The sequence below is a fragment of the Rhodococcus sp. APC 3903 genome (genome assembly GCF_030407755.1).
GTDB lineage: Bacteria > Actinomycetota > Actinomycetes > Mycobacteriales > Mycobacteriaceae > Rhodococcus_F > Rhodococcus_F erythropolis.
On sequence record NZ_JASDCV010000017.1, the window covers coordinates 94,226 to 114,331 of the forward strand.

Annotated in this window: 22 protein-coding genes; 15 read left to right on the plus strand and 7 right to left on the minus strand. The window is 62.0% G+C overall.

The genetic code is table 11. The features are described 5' to 3' along the window. Positions 1-2: 2 nt before the first annotated feature. From QMA15_RS23080 to QMA15_RS23120, 9 genes are all read left to right on the plus strand, one after another. Positions 3-1,193, plus strand: coding sequence for a CaiB/BaiF CoA-transferase family protein (locus tag QMA15_RS23080; protein ID WP_134999382.1), 1,191 nt, complete (start codon positions 3-5; stop codon positions 1,191-1,193). Between the two features lie 40 nt (positions 1,194-1,233). After that, positions 1,234-1,887, plus strand: coding sequence for a TetR/AcrR family transcriptional regulator (locus QMA15_RS23085; protein ID WP_019746026.1), 654 nt, complete (start codon positions 1,234-1,236; stop codon positions 1,885-1,887). 78 nt (positions 1,888-1,965) lie between these two features. After that, positions 1,966-2,871 (plus strand): metal-dependent hydrolase, encoded by a 906-nt coding sequence (locus tag QMA15_RS23090; RefSeq protein WP_020723622.1) that lies wholly within the window; start codon positions 1,966-1,968, stop codon positions 2,869-2,871. Further along, positions 2,868-4,004: a PDR/VanB family oxidoreductase gene (locus QMA15_RS23095; RefSeq protein ID WP_290286719.1), complete on the plus strand. Its 1,137-nt coding sequence runs from the start codon at positions 2,868-2,870 to the stop codon at positions 4,002-4,004. Before QMA15_RS23090 ends, QMA15_RS23095 begins: the two co-directional genes overlap by 4 nt. A gap of 44 nt (positions 4,005-4,048) precedes the next feature. Next, positions 4,049-4,441, plus strand: coding sequence for a limonene-1,2-epoxide hydrolase family protein (locus tag QMA15_RS23100; RefSeq protein WP_223257862.1), 393 nt, complete (start codon positions 4,049-4,051; stop codon positions 4,439-4,441). Positions 4,442-4,632: 191 nt separating this feature from the next. Continuing rightward, positions 4,633-4,812: a hypothetical protein gene (locus QMA15_RS23105; protein WP_021333226.1), complete on the plus strand. Its 180-nt coding sequence runs from the start codon at positions 4,633-4,635 to the stop codon at positions 4,810-4,812. A gap of 54 nt (positions 4,813-4,866) precedes the next feature. After that, a complete protein-coding gene (locus tag QMA15_RS23110) occupies positions 4,867-5,295 on the plus strand; it encodes a hypothetical protein (RefSeq protein ID WP_134771733.1) in 429 nt (142 codons plus the stop codon). Between the two features lie 55 nt (positions 5,296-5,350). After that, positions 5,351-5,863, plus strand: coding sequence for a helix-turn-helix transcriptional regulator (locus QMA15_RS23115; RefSeq protein WP_021333224.1), 513 nt, complete (start codon positions 5,351-5,353; stop codon positions 5,861-5,863). A gap of 121 nt (positions 5,864-5,984) precedes the next feature. Next, positions 5,985-6,257 (plus strand): hypothetical protein, encoded by a 273-nt coding sequence (locus QMA15_RS23120; RefSeq protein WP_021333223.1) that lies wholly within the window; start codon positions 5,985-5,987, stop codon positions 6,255-6,257. On the opposite strand, the gene QMA15_RS23125 is transcribed toward QMA15_RS23120, so the two are convergent. Beyond that, the gene (locus QMA15_RS23125) at positions 6,245-6,532 is read right to left on the minus strand and encodes a hypothetical protein (protein WP_252858563.1); all 288 of its coding nucleotides are present in this window, start codon (positions 6,530-6,532) and stop codon (positions 6,245-6,247) included. The two genes, QMA15_RS23120 and QMA15_RS23125, sit on opposite strands and share 13 nt — an antisense overlap. Before the next feature lie 435 nt (positions 6,533-6,967). On the opposite strand from QMA15_RS23125, the gene QMA15_RS23130 reads away from it, so the two are divergent. From QMA15_RS23130 to QMA15_RS23140, 3 genes are all read left to right on the plus strand, one after another. Further along, positions 6,968-7,933, plus strand: coding sequence for a ferritin-like domain-containing protein (locus QMA15_RS23130; protein WP_290286725.1), 966 nt, complete (start codon positions 6,968-6,970; stop codon positions 7,931-7,933). A gap of 629 nt (positions 7,934-8,562) precedes the next feature. Continuing rightward, entirely contained in the window at positions 8,563-9,024 is a 462-nt protein-coding gene (locus QMA15_RS23135; protein WP_029256700.1) for an Hsp20/alpha crystallin family protein, read from the plus strand. Between the two features lie 180 nt (positions 9,025-9,204). After that, positions 9,205-9,555, plus strand: a complete 351-nt coding sequence (locus tag QMA15_RS23140) for a hypothetical protein (RefSeq protein ID WP_290286728.1) — start codon at positions 9,205-9,207, stop codon at positions 9,553-9,555. A gap of 98 nt (positions 9,556-9,653) precedes the next feature. On the opposite strand, the gene dnaB is transcribed toward QMA15_RS23140, so the two are convergent. From dnaB to rpsF, 5 genes are all read right to left on the minus strand, one after another. Next, positions 9,654-11,060 (minus strand): replicative DNA helicase, encoded by a 1,407-nt coding sequence (dnaB, locus tag QMA15_RS23145; RefSeq protein WP_019746049.1) that lies wholly within the window; start codon positions 11,058-11,060, stop codon positions 9,654-9,656. Positions 11,061-11,568: 508 nt separating this feature from the next. Continuing rightward, a complete protein-coding gene (rplI, locus tag QMA15_RS23150) occupies positions 11,569-12,024 on the minus strand; it encodes a 50S ribosomal protein L9 (RefSeq protein WP_003941243.1) in 456 nt (151 codons plus the stop codon). Between the two features lie 18 nt (positions 12,025-12,042). Then, positions 12,043-12,285 (minus strand): 30S ribosomal protein S18, encoded by a 243-nt coding sequence (rpsR, locus tag QMA15_RS23155; protein WP_003941245.1) that lies wholly within the window; start codon positions 12,283-12,285, stop codon positions 12,043-12,045. A 39-nt stretch (positions 12,286-12,324) separates the two neighbouring features. Further along, entirely contained in the window at positions 12,325-12,849 is a 525-nt protein-coding gene (locus tag QMA15_RS23160; RefSeq protein WP_003941248.1) for a single-stranded DNA-binding protein, read from the minus strand. Between the two features lie 64 nt (positions 12,850-12,913). After that, a complete protein-coding gene (gene rpsF / locus QMA15_RS23165) occupies positions 12,914-13,201 on the minus strand; it encodes a 30S ribosomal protein S6 (RefSeq protein WP_003941237.1) in 288 nt (95 codons plus the stop codon). A gap of 210 nt (positions 13,202-13,411) precedes the next feature. On the opposite strand from rpsF, the gene QMA15_RS23170 reads away from it, so the two are divergent. Genes QMA15_RS23170 through QMA15_RS23180 form a run of 3 tightly spaced genes read left to right on the plus strand, consistent with a single transcriptional unit; the run spans position 13,412 to position 16,176 of the window. After that, complete coding sequence (locus QMA15_RS23170; protein WP_029256727.1) at positions 13,412-14,767, plus strand: membrane protein; 1,356 nt, start codon at positions 13,412-13,414, stop codon at positions 14,765-14,767. Continuing rightward, positions 14,767-15,351 (plus strand): GNAT family protein, encoded by a 585-nt coding sequence (locus QMA15_RS23175; RefSeq protein WP_029256728.1) that lies wholly within the window; start codon positions 14,767-14,769, stop codon positions 15,349-15,351. Before QMA15_RS23170 ends, QMA15_RS23175 begins: the two co-directional genes overlap by 1 nt. Positions 15,352-15,396: 45 nt before the next feature. Beyond that, positions 15,397-16,176, plus strand: a complete 780-nt coding sequence (locus tag QMA15_RS23180) for a DUF4190 domain-containing protein (protein ID WP_029256729.1) — start codon at positions 15,397-15,399, stop codon at positions 16,174-16,176. Positions 16,177-16,182: 6 nt separating this feature from the next. On the opposite strand, the gene QMA15_RS23185 is transcribed toward QMA15_RS23180, so the two are convergent. Continuing rightward, positions 16,183-20,025: a helix-turn-helix domain-containing protein gene (locus QMA15_RS23185; RefSeq protein ID WP_290286735.1), complete on the minus strand. Its 3,843-nt coding sequence runs from the start codon at positions 20,023-20,025 to the stop codon at positions 16,183-16,185. Positions 20,026-20,106 lie beyond the last annotated feature (81 nt).

Genomic DNA, 20,106 nt, shown 5'->3' on the forward strand with positions numbered 1-20,106 from the left:
TCATGCAGGACGAAGCCACCGGCGGAGTGCACGGCGGGCCGCTGTCGGGTATCCGGGTCATTGAAATGGAGGCCATAGGGCCGCTACTGCACGCCGGTCTGATGTTGGCAGATCTTGGCGCCGATGTCGTGCGCATCGTGCGCCCCATCTCGATGGGAGCAGATGACGGAATCGACGATGCGAATGCGGGGATGCTCCGAGGGCGGACCGAAATCACTGCAGATCTGACCAAGACCGAAGATCTCGCCAAGGTGCGCAGGCTGATCGGCCGAGCGGACGTCCTGATGGAGGGCTCTCGGCCCGGCACGATGGAGAAGCTCGGCCTGGGCTCCGAGATCTGCCTGCAGGGCAATCCGGGGCTGATCTACGGCCGAATGAGTGGCTGGGGCCAGAAGGGACCGATGGCCCGAGAAGCCGGGCACGACCTGAACTACCTTGCGCTTTCGGGCGCGCTCGAACAGCTCGGACCGGCTTCCGGGCCGCCGTCACCGCCGCTGAACTACGTCGGGAACTTCGGCGGCGGATCGATGTTCCTGCTCGTAGGAGTACTTGCCGCGCTGCACGAAAGAGAACGCACTGGCCGAGGCCAGGTGGTGGATACAGCGATGGTCGACGGCGCCAGTTCGTTGACTGCGCTCGTCCGATCGTGGCAGCATGCCGGCCGCTGGTCAGCCCGTCGTGGAACCAACCTCCTCGACGGATCTGCCCCGTTCTACCGCGCGTACGAGTGCGCAGACCACAGGTACATGGCGGTAGGGGCCCTCGAAGACGTGTACTACGACCGCTTCGTGTTCGGACTCGGATTGGATCCCGCCTCGTTGCCGAATCGCTGGGACCAATCGAACTGGGACGACTTGTCCGAACGCTTCGGCAGAACCTTCGCCACACACGATCGCGACGCCTGGGTCGAGGTCTTCGACGGCCTGAACGCTTGTGTCACACCCGTGCTCACACTCCACGAGGCAACACTCCACGACCATGCAATACAGCGGACGGCCTTCGTCGATGCAGGAGGCTTTTCGATGCCCTCCGCCGCACCACGGCTGGACTCGTCACAGGGAGCAGCCCCACCACGGAGAAACGACGAACTGGACGCAACCGTGTCGCGATGGGAGATTGCCTCAGAGCACCTCGGGGGCAATTCCACTCGACATCGGTCCACTCGCATGGCTGTTGGTCCACAGACGTGGTGAGCGAGAGAACCGATGGCGCCAGGCGGGCTACGATTTCGGTATGCGCAGGCTGGCTGGATCGTTCGATCGTGACCTCCCCGGGTTGCCGCGTGGCCGCGGCCGACTGGCTGTGGACGAGGTCCAAGACGCGCAACGCGATCGCATTCTGCGTGCGGTGATCTCGTCGACTGCGGAGAAGGGGATCGCCTCGACCACGATCGCCGACGTCGTCGGGCGTGCCAGGGTATCTCGCCAAGCTTTCTACAAGCAGTTCGAGAGCAAAGAAGCGTGCTTGGTCGCAGCGATCGACGCAGGCATCGAGGTGATCGTCTCCAACATCACCTCGACACAAAGCTCGACCACCAATTTGTCTCTACACGAACAGCTTTCGGCTGTAATCGAGAAGTATCTCGAGACGTGTTCGTCCGAACCGGAGTTCGTGCGAGCTTGGGTGGTGGACCTACCTGTGGCCGGCCCGGCAGGGGTGGCGAAGCGCAACGAGTACGTGGAACTGCTCGCCGATGCATTGCTCGTCGGCTACTCGTCCAAGTCTTCAGAAGCCCCGGGGCGTGAAGTGTTTCTCGCGGCGATCGGCGGTTGCAACGAGTTGTTCTACCGCCAGGTGGTTGACGGGTCGAATTCGTACATGAATCTTCATGCGCCGATCATGTCCTTCCTTGAACGGGTACTGGATCTCTCGTCCGACCCTTCGTAGTCCGGTGTTGACAAGCCACGGGTAGATCGCCATGCTCATTCATAAGTACTGCTGCGTACTTATGAGTGAGGAGTGGTCATGCGAATTACGAGTGGACTGACACAGCGTCCGATCGCACCGCCCGGCCGGGTAGCGATCCGTCCGCGGCGAGTCGATTTCGACTGGGAGAAAGCGCCTTTGGTGTGGTTGCCGAACGAGCCGATCGCCTCATACCTCCTCGGCTCGATGAACCTCGTCATCCCGGAGGGCGAACGGATGATGATCCAGGCCTTCGAGCAGGCTCTCCCGGACGTGCACGACGAGAAGCTTCGCGAGGACATGCTCGGTTTCATGGGCCAAGAATTGCTGCACGCAGAGGCGCATGACGAGGTCATGAATCAGGTGTTCACACGGCACGGGATCGACCCGGCCCCGTTCAACCGCCAGATGCAGTATTTCTTCCGTAGAACTTTGGGCGTCGGTGACGACTCCGATCCGCGGGCCATCCGGCAGCGTCTGATCGAGCGTCTCGGGATTTGCGCGTCTTCGGAGCATATGTTCGCGTTCGTGGGCGACTGGGCGTTGAACGCGGACTTGGAGAAATTCGGCGCGGATCCGCAGATGCTTGACCTCTATCGGTGGCATGGGGCCGAAGAGGTCGAGCATCGTGCCGTGGCACACGAGGTCGCCACGTACTTCGGAGTCGGCTACTTTCGCCGCTGTATCTCCATGATCATCACGTGGCCAATCTTTTTGGGGTGGTTGCTCCGTGCTGCGATGTATCTGAGTCGCAACGACCCCAACACGCCGAACATCGGTTATCCACGATTGCTACTGGAATTCGTCCGCGCCGGACGCCGCGGACTGGTGCCTGGTGTATCGAAATGGTTCTGGAGCGGTGTGTCGACGTTCGTGCCGGGATTTCACCCCGACAGTGTGGGGTCCACCGCCCAGGCCCTCGCCTACGTCGCGCAATCGCCAGCGGCCAAGCGGGTCAACACATGACACCCAACGCGCCCGAACTCACACAGCGGTGGCCGGCCCCCCGCGAGATCCCGGTCGACCTACGTCGCGGCAAGCGCCGCGACTCGATTCTGCGCATTCTGGACGTCCTGGTCTCCACGCAGGTCAAGTTGGCGGTCTTGATTCATCGCGACGAGCCACCGGAAAACCGGATCGACGAGTACAAGACAACGCTCACGGTGTCGGAGCGCACGACGGTGGCCACCGACAACGACGTGGTCAGTCTCGAACTGCGAGCACCTGACGGCAGCGACCTCGAACGGTGGTATCCCGGGGCACACCTCGACCTGTACCTGCCCTCGGGACGGATACGTCAGTACTCGCTGTGCGGCGATCCCGCCGATCGACGCTGCTACCGGATCGCGGTACGCCGGATTCCTGATGGTGGCGGCGGATCGAACGAGGTGCACGACGAGTTGCCAGTCGGTACCGTCGTCGGCGTTCGCGGTCCACGCAACGCGTTCGGGTTCGTCGAACCCGGGCGAATCGAGCGCGCGAAGCGCGTTCACTTCGTGGCGGGTGGCATCGGCATCACACCGATACTGCCGATGGTCCGCGAGGCGGAGCGCATGGGCCTGGATTGGTCGCTGATGTACGTCGGTCGCGAGCGCCGCACACTACCGTTCCTCGAGGAATTGTCGCCGTTTGGTGATCGGGTCACCATCCGCACCGACGACGAATACGGCCTACCCGCAGCGAACGATCTTCTCCCGCCGAATGTCCGCAGCGGCGACGCGATCTACTGTTGCGGTCCGGTCCCGATGATGGACCTGATCACAGCTTGTGTGCGCAACGAGCCCGGTGTGGAAGTGCACGCCGAACGCTTCTCCGCCGCACCGGTCGTCGATGGACGACCCTTCCGCATCCAACTGGCTCGCACCGGTCAGGTCATCGATGTCGCCGCCGACCAGACCGCACTGGACGCGGTCCTGCGTGTGAACCCGAAAGCCCCCTATTCATGTCGTCAGGGCTTCTGCGGCACCTGCATGGTCCACGTCAGCGACGGCGACGTCGATCATCGTGACAATTCGTTGAGCTCAGCCGAGCGCGCCGCCGGCAAGATGCTCCTGTGCGTTTCGCGGAGCAACAGTCCCTGCCTGACGGTCACCACATGAATCCACCGATGAGAAAACACAATTCCAGACGACCGGAGTACCTGTTGAACGACGATCAACTGACATCGCGGGTGGTGGACCTGCTGATCGCACTGGAGGAAATGGACGCCGATGCCGTGCGCGCACTCGTCGATCCCGACATCGAATGGCGCAACACCGGCCTGCCCAGCGTGCGTGGAAGCAAACGCGTCGAACGGGCGCTCACGATCGTCTCTCGCCTGATCACCAGGTACGAGGTCGTGGAAGTGCTCACGATGACCACCGACCACAACACCGTGTCCTCCCGGCGAAGAGAGATCATCCGCATCGGATGGTTTGCCATGCACCTCGACGTAGACGGCCACTACACATTCGCAAACGGCCTGCTTCGCATTTGGGACGACCGCTTCTCCTACCGCCGACTGCTCCGCGGATTGCGATTCGGCCCAACCACCTGAAGTAGCGACGTTTTGTGTCGCATTTTGCCGGGGAGTCCTCACCAGATGCTGAAATCTCCCCCTGCAGCTTCTCGACTGCATCCTCGGTTCAGGAGTTCGGCCGCTGGTGCGGAGAACTCTCGCCGAGTTCACGGTCGCGTATGTGACCTGCTCGTTGTGCCGTTGGACCGCAACGGGATTGGATACCGCTGATGGATGCACGACAATTGTTCGCCCTCGGCGCGCTCGGTACCGGGATGTTGTCGCTGGCCTTGCAGCTGACCGCGCTGTGTCTCGGCGCCGAGGATGTGGAGCGGTACGTCTTTGTTCGCGCCGCCAATGCCACCGCGGTCCTCAGCCTTGCTCTGCTGTCCGCCGCGTTCGTCTTCTGACCGACGGCTGGATGACTTTCCGGGCGCAACATGTTCACGAATGAAGGAGTTTCGGTGAATCCACCCATAAACCACTACCGCCGGCGATCGGTGAAATCGATCCTCCTCGGCGGTGTCGTTGCAGCACTGCTGCTCTCGGGATGCACGATCAGTTCAGCAGACCCCACTACCGAAGGCAGGCAGTCGTCGAAGATGCCCACCGACTCCGAGCAGATCACCACGGTGATCCGATCTCACCTCGATGCCCTCCGTACCGGCTCGACCGAGAGCGCTGCTGCCACCGTCTGCGCCGAGAAGCAGGTATCAACCACCACCACTGGAAAGGTCTTGCCGGCAACCACACTCGATGCAGTCGCGTACGTCACCCTCCAAGGATCGACAGCCACAGCGACCGTACGCGGACATCTGGATGACGCTCCGGAGACCTCGATCGGCAAGGTCGTGTCGTTGACCTCCACCAGTGGCCACTGGCTCATCTGCTAAGCCTGCACCGCTTCGGCAAGCACAGGATAGGAACGAGAGAATTGAGGTAGCGGTGATGGTAGGCCGTGCGACGGACGAGAACGTCTTTCAACTCCGGTTGAACGAGCTTTTCTCCGGCTCCGATCGGCGCCTGACGAACGTCGCTGTGGCTAACGGCCTTCTCGCACGGGGCTACCGAATCTCGACACCGTATCTCTCCCAGCTTCGACACGGCGTCCGCTCGAGCCCATCGGATGAGGTGGTGTCGGCGTTGGCCGACTACTTCGATGTCCCTCCCGGCTATTTCTTCACCATCCCCTGGTCCGGCGATCGCGCGCGCGTTCACGACGAGGACGCGGAGATAGTCGATCATCTCGCCGACCAGGAACTGAGACAGTTGCTCCGGGCCGCGAACGGACTCTCGGCAACCTCACTTGAACTGTTGTCGAATCTGGCGGCCGCACTACGTATCTCCGAAAGCAGCCGGAAGACGCCCACACGGACTCAAGGTCCTACACCCGGTCGACCGAAAACCGGCACCCCGACCGCGGCGAAACAATCCCACCGATGTGATCTGACTCCCAAGTAAACCCATAGGGTTGCCGATTATTTGCCAAATGGCGTTCACTGGCACGCCCCCTCCACCTATTTTGGTTTCGAGACACCGGATTCGGCTCCTGACTAGATCCGAACGAAGAAAGGCCCTTTCGATGACACGTGCACTCAAGTTCGTTGCCGCTCTGGCCATCCCAGCGGCTGCTGGAGCTGTGGCGGTTGCCGGCGCAGGATCTGCCTCGGCGGCGACTCCGGTATCGGGAAACGGTTACGTCGGAGTCATTCTCGACCACCACGAGACGGTCGTCGCGAGCCAGATCAAGGCGGGCAATCTGATCAACGCCGCATTCGGCGACGCCTGGACTGTCGGGTTTCCGCACGATTCCATCTGGCACACCGGAGCATGGACCCCGGGTCAGTCCTCATGATGCTTGTCGTCAGCACGAGCCTGGAATTCCGAGAACTGTTCGTCGAGGTTTTCGACCTTCTCGTCCGACATCTCCGTGACGTGGTCGGCGAAAGCTGTCCCGGCGACTGTGCCGCCGGTCCCGGGCACCGTGACCGTCTCTCTTGATCCAGGCTCGTATCTTTTGTCCATCTCGTCCGCGAGTTCTTTCGCCCCGTCAGCGGTGTCCGGACTCGCTCCGGATCCAGTCGTACCCTCTTGGCCGGCATCAACGTGCCCGGAACTTTCCACGTTCACTGGTATCCCACTCTCTGCATCGACACCGACCGGTCGTCGCTTCAGGCAACCTGCCGACACTCGAACGGGTTGCTCGGCAGCCTGTTTCGCCGACATATCAGTTGCGGGGTCACGACGCATTGGAGGTACCCCGTCCGCCGCACGGCGAATCCGGAATGTTGGTCCGCGGTATCCAACGACCTACACACGCGGTGGTACAGGGACTGCGAGATCCTCGCGGACGAATCAGGCCGCCCCACCATGAAATCGGCCCCGACACCCTTGCCCCAATTACTCGTCGATGCGGTTCGACATCCGCAGCGAAGTTGCGGTGGTTATTAGGAGGTAGGTCGGGGTAGCCCGCGTATCGGCGGTGGATCCGCGGTCCGCGGAGCACTCGTCGAGCACAAGCTGAACATCATGTAAAGCACGCACCGACGAAGGGACGACCCCGATATGAGCAACTCCGAAACCACGTCCACCTTGATCAACCAGCTGCGCATCATCCTCGGTCTGACACATGCCGAGATCCAGGTCGCCGAAACACGCGTCGCTCAGGCCAGAACCGAAGCGGTTCGACGCGAACTCACGGAAAACGCAGAGAACGGTCGAGAAAGGGCCAGTTCCATCGAGTCCACGATTCGCGATCTGGGTGGCGTTCCGGAATCGGTCGGTCCGTTCCTCGGACGAGCGACAGCAGGAGTGAAAGCGATGGTCGAACAGGCCCAGCCCTTCGACGAAGCTGTATTGGGAGACCTTGCGCTCGAACATCAACTCCTCGACCGCTCCCGCTACCTCAAGGCCCTGGCCACTGCCGGCGGCGATCAGACCGTCGCGGCGTTGGCCGACCGCCTCATCACTGCACACTCCGCGACTGTGGACTGGCTGACCACCGTCCTTGCCGAGGAGGCACTCGGCGGGCCGGCAGCTTTGCGTCGCACTCCCTTCCAAGCGGCCACCGGAGCAGCCATTCGACTGGTCAACGTTCCGGTCTCCTGGTCCACCCGCAGTCTCGACCGTGCCATTGACGCTGTTCGCACGTCGCCGCCGGTATTGGGTGAGCTGATCAGCTGGGGCGCATATGCCGGTGACGTGACTGTGAAAACACTGTCGGCCAGTAGAGATGCGGCCATCGCCACGGCTGAGAAAGTCACTCGCCGAGAAGGTGCTGACGGTGCCGCGGATGTCTTCCGTTCGGTACGGAAGTCGAGTGGGTTACTCGACCCCGCTGAACTTCCCATCGAAGACTTCGACGAACTCAACGTCACCCAGGCCGTCTCCGCGGTCAAGGAACTGACCGACGCCGCACAGGTACGAGACATCGTTGCGTACGAGGAAGCGCACAAGAACCGACACGGCGTCGTATCCGCTGCACAGGCAAGACTTGCGGCGATCGCCCAGGAAGTCGTCGGAATTAACTGACCTTCGTATCCGCCTGAGGAGGGCGAGAGAAAACAGCCTCTGCATTGCTTCGTGTCCCGAAGAACCGAGCAGAGCCAGACCGCTCCGAACACAACTGCGAAGCACTCACGAAATCGGCGATACGCGTTCATCAAGACAGGTTCCGGGTCAAACGGGGCGGTGGCTGACCACGCATCAAAGTCAGCCCCCGCCGCCGTTTCTGCAGTTTAGGGCTGTCAGCGCAAGCTCACCATGGAAGAACGCACCTGTCTGCTCGAAATCCACGAGACGCGGCAGTTTCAGAATCGAAACACATTGCAAGAATACGGGTTTGAAGCAATCGCCGTTGTACGCGAACCTCGATCTTGCTGGGCGCAGCGGCAGTCGTAAGCCCGCACGAACTCGACCGGCAGCTGACAGCATCTCGACACCGGCAATTCCCGTTCCGCCCCAACCACATGGGGTTGGCAACCGTCGTTGTTCCTGCCCCGATGCTGCGTTGTTCGCGACAGAGACACTCCTCGAAAAAATCTGGCACTCTCAGTTGCAGAGTGCTAATTCGTGTGGTTATCATGTTCTCGCACAGTGAGTTCGGTCGACCGCCACAGTGGCGGGGACCTTTCGTTTCACGACATGGGAGGTGTGTTGCTGTGCTTCGTTTCGATCCTTTCACCGACATCGATGCGATCACCAAGTCCGTCCTCGCCGCGGGAACCGGCAACGGACGCAGTCCACGGTTCATGCCGATGGACCTCTACAAGGTCGAGGACCAGTACGTCCTGCACGCCGATCTTCCCGGCGTCGATCCAGGCTCGGTGGACGTTCACATCGACGGCTCGACTCTGACGTTGACCGCACATCGCACGGCCCTCTCCGAAGAGGGTGTGAGCTGGCTGGCGAGTGAGCGTTTCGCCGGAACATACAGACGGCAACTGTCCATCAGCGACGACATCGACGCCGAACAGATCGTCGCCTCATACGACAACGGCGTATTGACGGTGACCTTGCCGATCGCGGAGAAGGCGAAACCGCGGCGGATCGAGGTCTCCTCCGGACCGCCCTCACGTACCGAAACCATCGAAGCGACAAAGCAGGTGCAGGTCGAAGCCTGATCCTGCTGGCCCGGACGAGCGTTCCCACGGTGGGGTGAGTTCCGAAGACACGCGATGCGTGCACGGGACTCACCCCACCGCCCGTTCGATCCCCACCGCCGTTCGATCCCCTCTGCACCCGTATGGCCGATCGGCCCATCCACCACACGAAAGAATCAGCACGAGAACCCTTTAGCCGTCATGACTGCATCAACCTTCCCCCCGCACGAGCAATCCGACAACACAGGCAACACCGAATCCCGCCCGCACACCTCGCCCGATTGGTGGGATCACCACCGCCCGATCAACAGCGACGAATACAGCGACATGGCGTTGATGCTCGGTGCCCTCTCGATACTGACGTTCTGGATGTTCGGCCTCGGCATCCTCCTCGGTGCCGCCGCCATCGGAACCGCACTGGCAGCGCGCCGACCCGACACCCCCGGACACGATCTGGGCGACAACACCGCCGGCGTGGTCGGGATCCTCACCGGCATTGCCGGAATCGCCTTCGGCGCCGTCTTCCTCACCGCAGCACTACCCCACCTGTAGACAAACCGAATTTTGCACTAGTGGAATCGGATTGGTGCTTGTCGCCGAATCCCACAAGATCTGAAATCCGTCCCACCTTCAGGCGATGGCGGCAGCAGCTATCCCCGCGCCATATCGACGAACTTCGAGAGGTGAAGCTGGTGCGCCACAGTGATTGTGGCGGTCGGACCGTTACGGTGCTTACCCAGAATCAGGTCGGCTTCACCGCCACGGGGATCGTCTCGCTCGGTCGCGTCGGGGCGGTACAGCAGGATCACCATGTCGGCGTCCTGCTCGAGTGAACCGGACTCACGAAGGTCGGCGACCTGAGGACGTTTGTCGGTTCGCTGCTCGGGACCACGGTTGAGCTGACAGATCGCGACAACCGGAACTTCGAGCTCCTTCGCCAAAAGCTTTAGGCTACGAGAGAATTCGGAGACTTCCTGCTGACGGGACTCGACCTTTTTACCTGAGCTCATCAGCTGGAGGTAGTCGATGACGATCAGGCGAATGTCGTGTTTCTGCTTGAGCCGCCGCGCTTTTGCGCGAATTTCCATCATGGTGAGGTTGGGGGAGTCGTCGATGAATAGCGGCGCCTCACTGATCTCACTCATGCGACGCGCGAGCTTGGTCCAGTCGTCGTCGGTCATCTTGCCGGAACGCATGTCACCGAGCTTGATCTTTGCCTCTGCGGACAACAGACGCATGACGATCTCGGTTTTGCTCATTTCCAACGAGAACATGACGCTGGCCATGCCGTGCGTGATGGAGCAGGAACGCAAAAAATCCATTCCAAGGGTCGATTTGCCCACACCAGGTCTAGCCGCGACGATAATCATCTGACCAGCGTGAAGGCCGTTGGTGATCTCGTCGAGATCCTTGAATCCGGTGGGCACACCGAGGGAAATTCCGCCGCGGCTGGCGATGGAGTCGATCTCGTCCATCGTGGGCTGGAGGAGCTCGGTGAGGGGTACGAAGTCCTCGGTGGTTCGACGCTCGGTGACCTCGAAGATCTCGGCCTGCGCGCGGTCGACAACCTCGGCCACGTCCTGGCCCTCGGTGCCGGCGTAGCCGTACTGGACGATGCGAGTACCGGCGTCGACCAGACGACGCAGCACGGACTTCTCGGCCACGATCTCGGCATAGAAGGCGGCGTTGGCGGCTGTGGGCACTGTCTGGGTCAGCGTCACCAGGTAGGCCGCACCGCCGATACGGCGGAGCTCACCTCGACGGTCGAGCTCGGCGGAGACCGTCACCGGGTCGGCGGGCTCGCCACGGCTGTAGAGGTCCAGGATCACGTCGTAGACGGACTGGTGGGCGGGCCGGTAGAAGTCACCCGGACGCAGTACCTCGAGGACGTCAGCGATGGCGTCCTTGCTCAGCAGCATGCCGCCGAGCACCGACTGCTCGGCAGTCATGTCCTGAGGTGGCTGGCGTCCGAACTCCTGGTCGGGCTCGGCCTCGGGAGGGCCCGGGTAGTCCGGCCCTGAGAAGTCGGAAGGTCCTCGATCATCTACAACAGCCACAAGCGAGACCTTCCCGTAAAACACTCGACGACACTGCCAGAAACCGCAGCGCCCTCATCATTTGTACCTGCCCCCACCGACATCCCCTAGCCGCATTCGGCCGGGCTGTAGATAGACGCCGAGATGACGTTAGGGACTAGTAGGTCCGCATACAAACCGGACTGTGGATAAAGCTGTGGATGCTTTGTGGAAACTCCCGCCCCACGGTGTGCACCGCCTGTGGAGCATTTGGGGACTACTTTGCCTAGCAACCACAAAAGACCAGGTAGATGGCTATCCACAATTTCACAGGCCTGTTGATGAAAATAGTTTTTCCACAGTCGGCGCGTCGGCGTGTCGGGCGTGTTGCCTCGCCCGATTCGTCACTGATCACCAAGTCGAACATCACAGTGTGAGAGTTATCCCCAGGTCCGATTCGGGACGCTGTCAGGCGGCACACCGCACCCCGAAACAAAACGTCGGGCCCCGCACACCGAAGTGTGCGGGGCCCGACGAGACGAACAGTCGACTATGCGCCGACGACGTTCAGGTTGAACTTGGCAACCACATCGGGGTGCAGGTTCACGACCACGGCGTGCTTGCCCGTGTTCTTGATGTGAGCCTTCGGCAACACGATGGAGCGCTTGTCGACAATCGGTCCACCGGCAGCCTTGATCGCAGCAGCGACGTCAGCGACGGTAACCGAACCGAAGAGCTTGCCCGAGCCACCGGCGGTCTTGACCGTCAGCGTTACGGACTCGAGGCCCTCGATAGCTGCCTTGAGCTCCTTGGCGTGATCCAGGCCGCGCACAGCGCGCGCTTCCTGTGCACGACGGATGCCCTCGACCTGCTTCTCGGCGCCACGGGTGGCGACGATTGCCAGTCCGCGGGGGAGCAGGTAGTTACGGCCGTAGCCGTCCTTGACCTCCACGGTGTCGCCAGGCGCACCGAGGTTGTCCACGTCAGCGGTGAGGATGAGCTTCATGTTCTTTCCTCCCTTTCCTTAGCGAGCCACGGTGGCGTAAGGCAGCAGTGCTACCTCACGTGAGTTCTTGACGGCAATGGCAACGTCGCGCTGGTGCTGGACGCAATTGCCGGTGACACGGCGAGCACGGATCTTTCCGCGATCGCTGACGTACTTACGAAGCAACGTCGTGTCCTTGTAGTTGATCTGCGTGTTCTTCTCTTTGCAGAAGGTGCAGACCTTCTTCTTCATAACCTTGTCGCGCAAGGGCGGCTTCGGCATGTCTTTGCTCTTTTCTGGATGTTCCTGATCAGGTACGGATCAGAAGGGCGGTTCGTCGCTGCCCGCACCACCGAAGGAGCCCGAAGCCTGAGGCGCACTGCCCCAAGGATCGTCTCCACCCGAAGGTGCAGCGCTCGGACGTCCGCCACCCGATCCGCCGGAGGAACCGCCGAAGTTGCCGCCTCCACCGCCGCCACCACGGTTGGCCTTGTTGACCTTTGCCGTGGCGTACTTCAGTGAAGGACCGATTTCATCGACTTCGAGCTCGACGACAGTTCGCTTTTCGCCCTCGCGAGTTTCGTACGAACGCTGCTTGAGCCGGCCGCTCACGATTACTCGTGAACCACGGGTCAAGCTCTCCGCGACGTTCTCGGCTGCTTCGCGCCAGATGTTGCAACGCATGAACAGCGCATCGCCGTCTTTCCATTCATTGGAATTACGGTCGAAGGTGCGGGGCGTGGAAGCAACCGTGAAGTTTGCAACCGCGGCACCCGCCGGGGTGAAACGAAGTTCAGGATCAGCCGTCAGGTTTCCGATGACGGTGATGATGGTGTCGCCAGCCATGTGGTTCCTCCTGCATTGATGTAAGACCGTTGGGCGCGAGAGTAGAGCTCGCTACCGACAGTAATTACTTGTTGTGGCGCAGAACCTTCGTGCGCAGAACCGACTCGTTCAGACCGAGCTGACGATCGAGCTCAGCGACGGTGGCGGGAGTGGCGTTGATGTCGATCACCGCGTAGATACCTTCAGCATGCTTCAGGATCTCGTAGGCGAGACGACGCTTACCCCAGACATCGACCTTGTCGATCGTGCCGCCGTGCTGGCGCACAACATTGAGGAACGTATCCAGTGAAGGAGCGACAGTGCGCTCGTCCAGGCTGGGGTCAAGGATGACCATCAATTCGTAATGACGCATAAGACCTCATCACCTCCTGTGGACTAAGTGAAAACGGCCACGGACTATCCGTGGCAGGAGGGTCGTTGCGTCAGCAACCCTCGTAGGTTACACGAGGGGCCTTGACCAGGGAAATCGTCCCGGCCCTCCAGGAAGACCACCAGATCGATGCGCGACGCGTGGCGCAGACGCATCACCCCGCGAGCCACTGCGCCCCCTAGGGTGAGAATCATGCGAACAGACCGCAAGACCCCGGCGTCGATCCTGGCGTTGGTCGTCGGATTGTGCGGGCTGACGATGGCGCTGGGCTATTTCAACAAGGCCAGATGCGGCGGTGCACCGTTCGCGCCCGACGGCCGAAGCCTGAACTTCGACGTCAACAAGAACATCGACGTCTGCTACTCCGATATCCAGTTGCTCTGGCTCGGACGAGGAATCGATCAACATCTGTTCCCCTTCGTCACCGGAGGGATAACGCCCGAAGGATTCCTGACCGGCGGAACCGTCGAATACCCGGTGCTCAGCGGAATTCTGATGTGGCTGGGCGGTATCGGCTCACACACCGACACCGATTTCCTTCTGCACTCGGCACTGATCCTGGCTCCTTTCGGACTGCTCACGGCGTGGATGCTCGGCAAGATGAGCGGCGCGTACGCGCTCGTGTGGTCGGCGACTCCGCCCCTGGTTCTGTACGCATTCCACAACTGGGAGCTCCCGGTGGTGGCCACCAGCGTCGGCGCGATCTTCCTGATGACGTTCGAGCGGATTCCACTGCGAACTCGCGCGGTTCTGGCGGCCGTCATCCTGGCGATCGGTTTCTGTTTGAAGCTGTACCCGGGAATGTTCGTGCTGCCGCTCATGGCCTATGTGCTCCTACGCGGCACCGAAGGCAAGCGCTACGACGTTCGTGGGGCGCTGATGACGGCGGGCGCGGCGATCGTCACCGTCGTCCTCGTCAACCTGCCGTTCGCCCTCATTTCCTACGAAGGCTGGCGCGCGTCGTTCAGCTTCCAGGAGAAGCGAAGCGCCGACATCACCACCAACTCGGTGTGGTTCTGGGGGTTGCGCCCGTTCTACGGTTTCGGAGTTCGCGAACTCAACGCCGACTACGACGCACTGGTGAGCATCCTGTCTCCGGTCATGATCCTGTTGTCGTTCGCGCTCGCGATGTATCTGGGTTGGCGACGATACGTCCGCGACGGCTACTTTCCGTGGATTGCAGTCAGTGCCGCGATGTTGTGCGGATTCGTGTTGCTGCACAAGGTCAATTCACCGCAGTACACACTGTGGATCCTGCCGTTCCTCGTACTGTTCAAGATCCGGTGGTTCTGGATCGTCGCCTATCTGATCGCCGACGCGGCGTTGGGTATCGGCATCTTCCGGTACTTCTACCAACTGGACATGAATCTCGATCCGAGCAAGTACGAAGCCGTCGTCCAGGCGAGTGTGTGGGGCCACGTCGTCCTGCTCGCCGTGTTCTTCTTCTTGTTCCTGCGAGTCCCACTGCGGTATCCGCTTGCCGGTGGGACCGATCAGATTGCGAACTCCGACAACAACCTTCCGACTCACTCACGGGAGCACGCCTGATGACTGCATCATGGTTCGAATCACCGACGCTGACCGGTGATCGTGTCCGACTCGAACCCCTGGGCGTCGCGCACACCGACGCTCTGCTCGCGGCGGCCGACGACCCGGCGATCTTTCGTTGGACCGCATCGCCCATCACCGATCGGGAACAGGCACAGACGTACATCGCTGCAGCAACCGACGACCCGAATCGGATCGCCTTCGCGCAGGTGAACATCGCGACGAACGCCGTGGTCGGCACTACGTCCATGTACCAGATCGACCCGGTAAACCGCAGTCTTGCAATCGGATACACGTGGTTGTCGCGATCTGTTCAGGGAACCGGGATCAATCCCGAATCGAAACTGCTCCTGCTTCGTCACGCCTTCGACCAGCTCGAAGCCGTACGCGTCGAGTGGCACACGGACGAGTTCAACGAACAGTCCAGGGCAGCGATCGCAAAGCTCGGCGCTCAGTTCGAGGGCCTGCTGCGCAAGCACCGACGCCGCGTCGACGGCAGTTGGCGTACAACAGCGCTGTTCGCGATGACCGACGACGACTGGCCGACCATCGCACCTCAGCTCGAGACACGTACCCGAAACTAGCGATCACCTGCACTCTTCGGCCAAGTCCATGCCAAGATTCACCTCATGAGCGATCAGGGTGGGTACGGGTACCAGGGCAATCAGAATTGGCAACCGGCTCCGTACGGGCAGCCCGATCCGTACGGCAGGCGCCCGACGAACACACTCGCGGTACTCGCCCTCGTCTTCGCGTTCCTCATCGCGCCGTTGGGGATCGTCTTCGGGCACATCGCTCGCGGCCAGATCAAACGGACCGGCGAAGAAGGCGACGGACTCGCCCTTGCCGGACTGATCATCGGCTACATCTTCACCGCACTCGGCATCCTGGCCGTGATCGTGTGGATCGCGTTCTTCGGGCTGCTCGCCGCCGCTTTCGGCAACGCCGCCGATGAAGCGAGTTCGCGGAGTTTCACCTACACGACGCCGTACTCGTACTCCACGACCACGACTCGGGCACCGAGTGCACCCACCACAGCGCCGAAAACGACGACGCCACCACGCGTCACAACCTCGATCGGTCCGGCGCCGACCGTCTCTGGCACCGACCGTCAGGGTTTCATCTCCGGCGGCCCCAGTTGCAACTCCACCAATCCTGCCGTCGCCATCGCCGTCACGACCGGATCACGAATCGTCATCTGCGAAACGGGAGTCGGCCGCTACTACTACAAGGGTCAACGGCTGAGCGACGGCGCCACCATCGAACTCGACGATCCGACGCCCACCGGCAACGGATTCACCGTCACCAACAAGGACGTGACATACAAGCTCACCTCCGCCGGACTGGTGATCACCGGCAGCGGAGGCGAGCTGGGTCGGGAACCGGCGCTCGAGTTCTGGATGAACTGACCCACGTCAGCCGGCACACGGATCCTGATAGGGAACACCGGGCAGGTAACGCTCCCATTCGGCTTCCGTGATGGGAGATCCTGCGGTGCGGCACAATCGATCAACGACGCTGTCGGGGTCGATTCCCCACAAGCGAACGGTCTTGTCCGACCCGCTGCCCGCGATCATGTCACTCGCGCCGGCGAACTGAGCGTCGTTGACGCGACCCGGGTAGGCGGACAGCGTCGCAAATCGTGTTGACCGCGAGGGCGTCTCGATATCCCAGAGCCAGACGGTTCCGTCGCCGACACCGGCAGCGAGCCGATCACCGGCGCGGTTGAACGAGATCGAATAGATTGCGCCCTCGGGACCGAGAAGACGAGCGAGCTCCTCGGGTGCCGACGGTGTGCGTACGTCCCACACGGCGACACTGTGATCCGCACTTCCGGCGGCCAACAACGTCCCGTCGGCACTGAAAGACACTGCTAGTGCGTAACTTTCGAATCCACCCACCGTCGCCGCTACCCGGGGCGACGCTGGGTTCGACACATCCCACAGATCCACTTCGTTCTTGGCGTTCGCGATCGCCAGTATGTCGGCGCCCGGTTGAAAGGCCATCATCTGCGGGTAAGAGCCGACATCGGTCGACGACAGCAGCTTCGGTTCCGATGGATCGGAAACGTCGACCAACGCAATGCTGTTGTCGTCCTGCGAGGACACCGCCAGCAGATCTCCGGCGGGATTCAACGCGACGACCGCCACGATGCCCTTCACGTACACTGCGGGTTCGCTGTAGATCCGTGGCGACGCCGGATCACTCAGGTCCCAAAGATATGCACCGCCGCCGCCGGTGCCGCTCACAGCCAGGTTCCCGTCTGCCGACACCGCCGATGCACCGCTGAAAGAGTCGGCCCCTTGCGGTTTCAACTCCGGCATCACCGCGGGGCGATCGAGATCCTCGGTGTTCCACGCCAACATCGCGCCACCCCTGGCGCCGACGCCGGCCACCAGACGCGAACCGTCCGCGGCAAAGGGACTGGTGAAAATCGTGTCCCGAGCTCCCGCCCAGACCGGACCCGGCAGAGCCCACACGCGAGTCACACCGTTGAGTCCTCCGGTGACCAGGTTGCGGCCGTCGTCGCTGTAGTCGACGGTGGTCACCGCCCCACTGTCCGGAAGTGTTTCGATCAATGCCCCGGTTCGTGGGTCCCACACGCGCACGGAGTTGTCGGAACTTCCTGCGGCAAGACGTGTTCCGTCTTTGCCGTAGTTGAGTTCGTTGACGTAGCTGGAAAATCCCGTCAGTGCTGGCAGGGGAGTGGGGCGCACCGGATCTCTCATGTCCCACCGAACCACCTCCCTGCCAGTGGTTCCCGCCGCAAGCTCGCGTCCGTCCGGACTGAAGGCGACGCCGAGGTAGTGGACGGTGGTGCCGTTCGGCTCGGTCGCGAAGATCGGCGCCGATTCCTCACCCCACTTTGCGACGTCCCACACACGAAGTGTCGATTGACGCCCGCCCGCCACGAGGAAACGTCCGTCAGGACTGAACGTCGCGGTGACGATGCCGTCAGCTGGGTGCGGAAGAGCAGGCAAAGCAACGGCATTCGCCGAAACGTCGATGTTCCATCGCAGGACGTCGGGCGTCGAGGTACCGGCGACCAGCTTGGTTCCGTCTGGACTGAACTCCATGTCCTGCACTACGCGTTCACCGTCGACGGGAAGTGTTCCACGGACCGGATTTTCGGGATCCGACACGTCCCACAGCGCAGCGCCGCCGGCGCCACCGGTCGCAAGCAGCCGTCCGTCCGGGCTGTAGGCGACGGCAAAGAGGGCCGTGCCCTCCGAGACTCCGAGGAACTCCGCCTGCGGAACAGCTGAGGCCACACCGTCCACCATCGGATAAAGTCTGACCTTCCCATCCGAACCACCCACCGCCACAACAGTTCCGGCTGGGTTTATCCGGGCCTTCATCGCGCCGGGCGGTCCGATGATGCGAGTAGCCGAATGAACGCCCGACGCATCCAGCAATGCCGAGCGGGCTTCGGTCGTTTCGTTGACCGCAAATGCCGCCAGAGCAAGCTGCGACGCCAGCGACGGATCCCGCTCGCGCATCCTGATCGACTCGGTGGCCACCTGACGCGACATCGCCTCGTCTCGCGCGGTATCTGCTTGGACACGTTGACGATTGGCTCCGATACCGGCGACGGTCGCAACCACCGCCAACACCAGAGCGATCACCGACGCAGCTGCCAACGCAGTCACGAGCCGTCGCAGAACGCGTGTACGTCGGCGATCGGCAAATTCCTGCTGATCACGATGCTCGATGCTCGCAGCGAGGTACTCCCGCTCGGTGGCGTTGAGGTCGGCGGCGCGGGTCCGACTCGGTTCCAGTGGGAGACCGAGTTCACCCGAGTTCAGCCATTCTTCCGTCAGATGAAGACGTGCGGGTCCGAGCAGCGCACCGGGGTCGCGTCCACTGTCTTCCCACACCTGCGCCGCGTAGGTGAACCGGCGATGCACCGCCAGGCCGGCGCGGTCCGAGTCGATCCAATCGCGAAGCCGACTCCACGCTGACAGTAAGACCTCGTGCGAAACCTCGACCGTCTCTTCGTCGACGGTGAGAAGGCGCCGTAAGGCGAACCGGTCGATGACGGTGTTCACGTCGTCGACGTCGTCACCGAGGAAGAGTTCGGTGCGCGGTGCACGCCGACGCGTCTGCGTCACTTCGTCGACGTTGACCAATCGCAGGAAGATCCTGCGCGCCAACTGCTGCTGCCGCTCTGTGAGCTCGCCGTACACTTCCTCCGCGCTTTGCTGGACGGCTCCGGCAATCCCGTCGGTGGCGTAGTAATCCGAGACGGTCAGAGTTTTACGCGTCGACCGTTGCCAGGTCCCCAACAGTGCGTGTGACAGCAAGGGCAAAGCTCCGGGGTCGCTCGCCGTACGCGAGCCGCGTGGTGTCAGCTCGGATACCAGAACCTGAACCAATTCGCTCTGCACGGTCATCCCGGCCTTGATCGCCGGCTCGACGATCACCTCGCGCAATTGTTCGTCGGTCAGTGGCCCGACCACCATCGGCGAATCGTCGAGCAGCGGCACCAAAAGCGGTTCCTCCGCCGCGAGACCGTAGAAGTCGGCGCGCATTCCGATGACGGCGATGGTGTTCTCACCGAGTTCCGCGAGAGTCCGCAGTATTTCCTCGCGCCGATCACCGTCGCACTGCGTCCACAGTTCCTCGAACTGGTCGAGGATCAAGACGGTTGGTTCGTCGGAAATCGACGACGGAATTCCTCCCGTACCCGGCTGCAGAATTTCGACCCGCCAGCCGTCGAACCGTGAATCGCCCTCGGCAACCTTGGGGGCGAGCCCGGCCCGCAGCAACGACGACTTACCCGATCCGGAAGCACCGATCACCATGAACTGACGGCGGCCGACACCTCGTATCGCCGACGCCACCCGTTGGGCCAAGTTGGCAGTGAGTTCGTCTCGACCGAAGAACCACTCGGCGTCCTCCTGCCGGAACGATTCGAGACCTCGATACGGAACGGTGGCGTCGCCGCGTCGTCTGGCCGTCAACTGCCTCACTCGTTGCACCGCACTGATCCAGCGCTGCCGCTCATCCTCGGAATCGACGCCGCATGCCTCGAGGAGCGCAAAAAACATCGGGGTACTCGCCGGCGTCGGCAGGTGTTGGCCGGCAAACCATCCGCTGACGGTTCCGTGCAAACCACCCGAACGCTCGACCGCTTCGCGAACCGTCAGTCCGGCTGCCTTCCGCAACGCCGTGAGCGCCTCAGCAAACTGTCCACGCGACTCGATCTGGCCCGGATCGACCTGATTGTGCCTACCGGCTTCCGCCTTCGAGTTCATAGCGAGGCACTCTATCGGAGCAGGTAGGAGATTTGTCCGTTGTATGGACTCTGTATCGAGAGAGTTGCACCCGTTCCACTG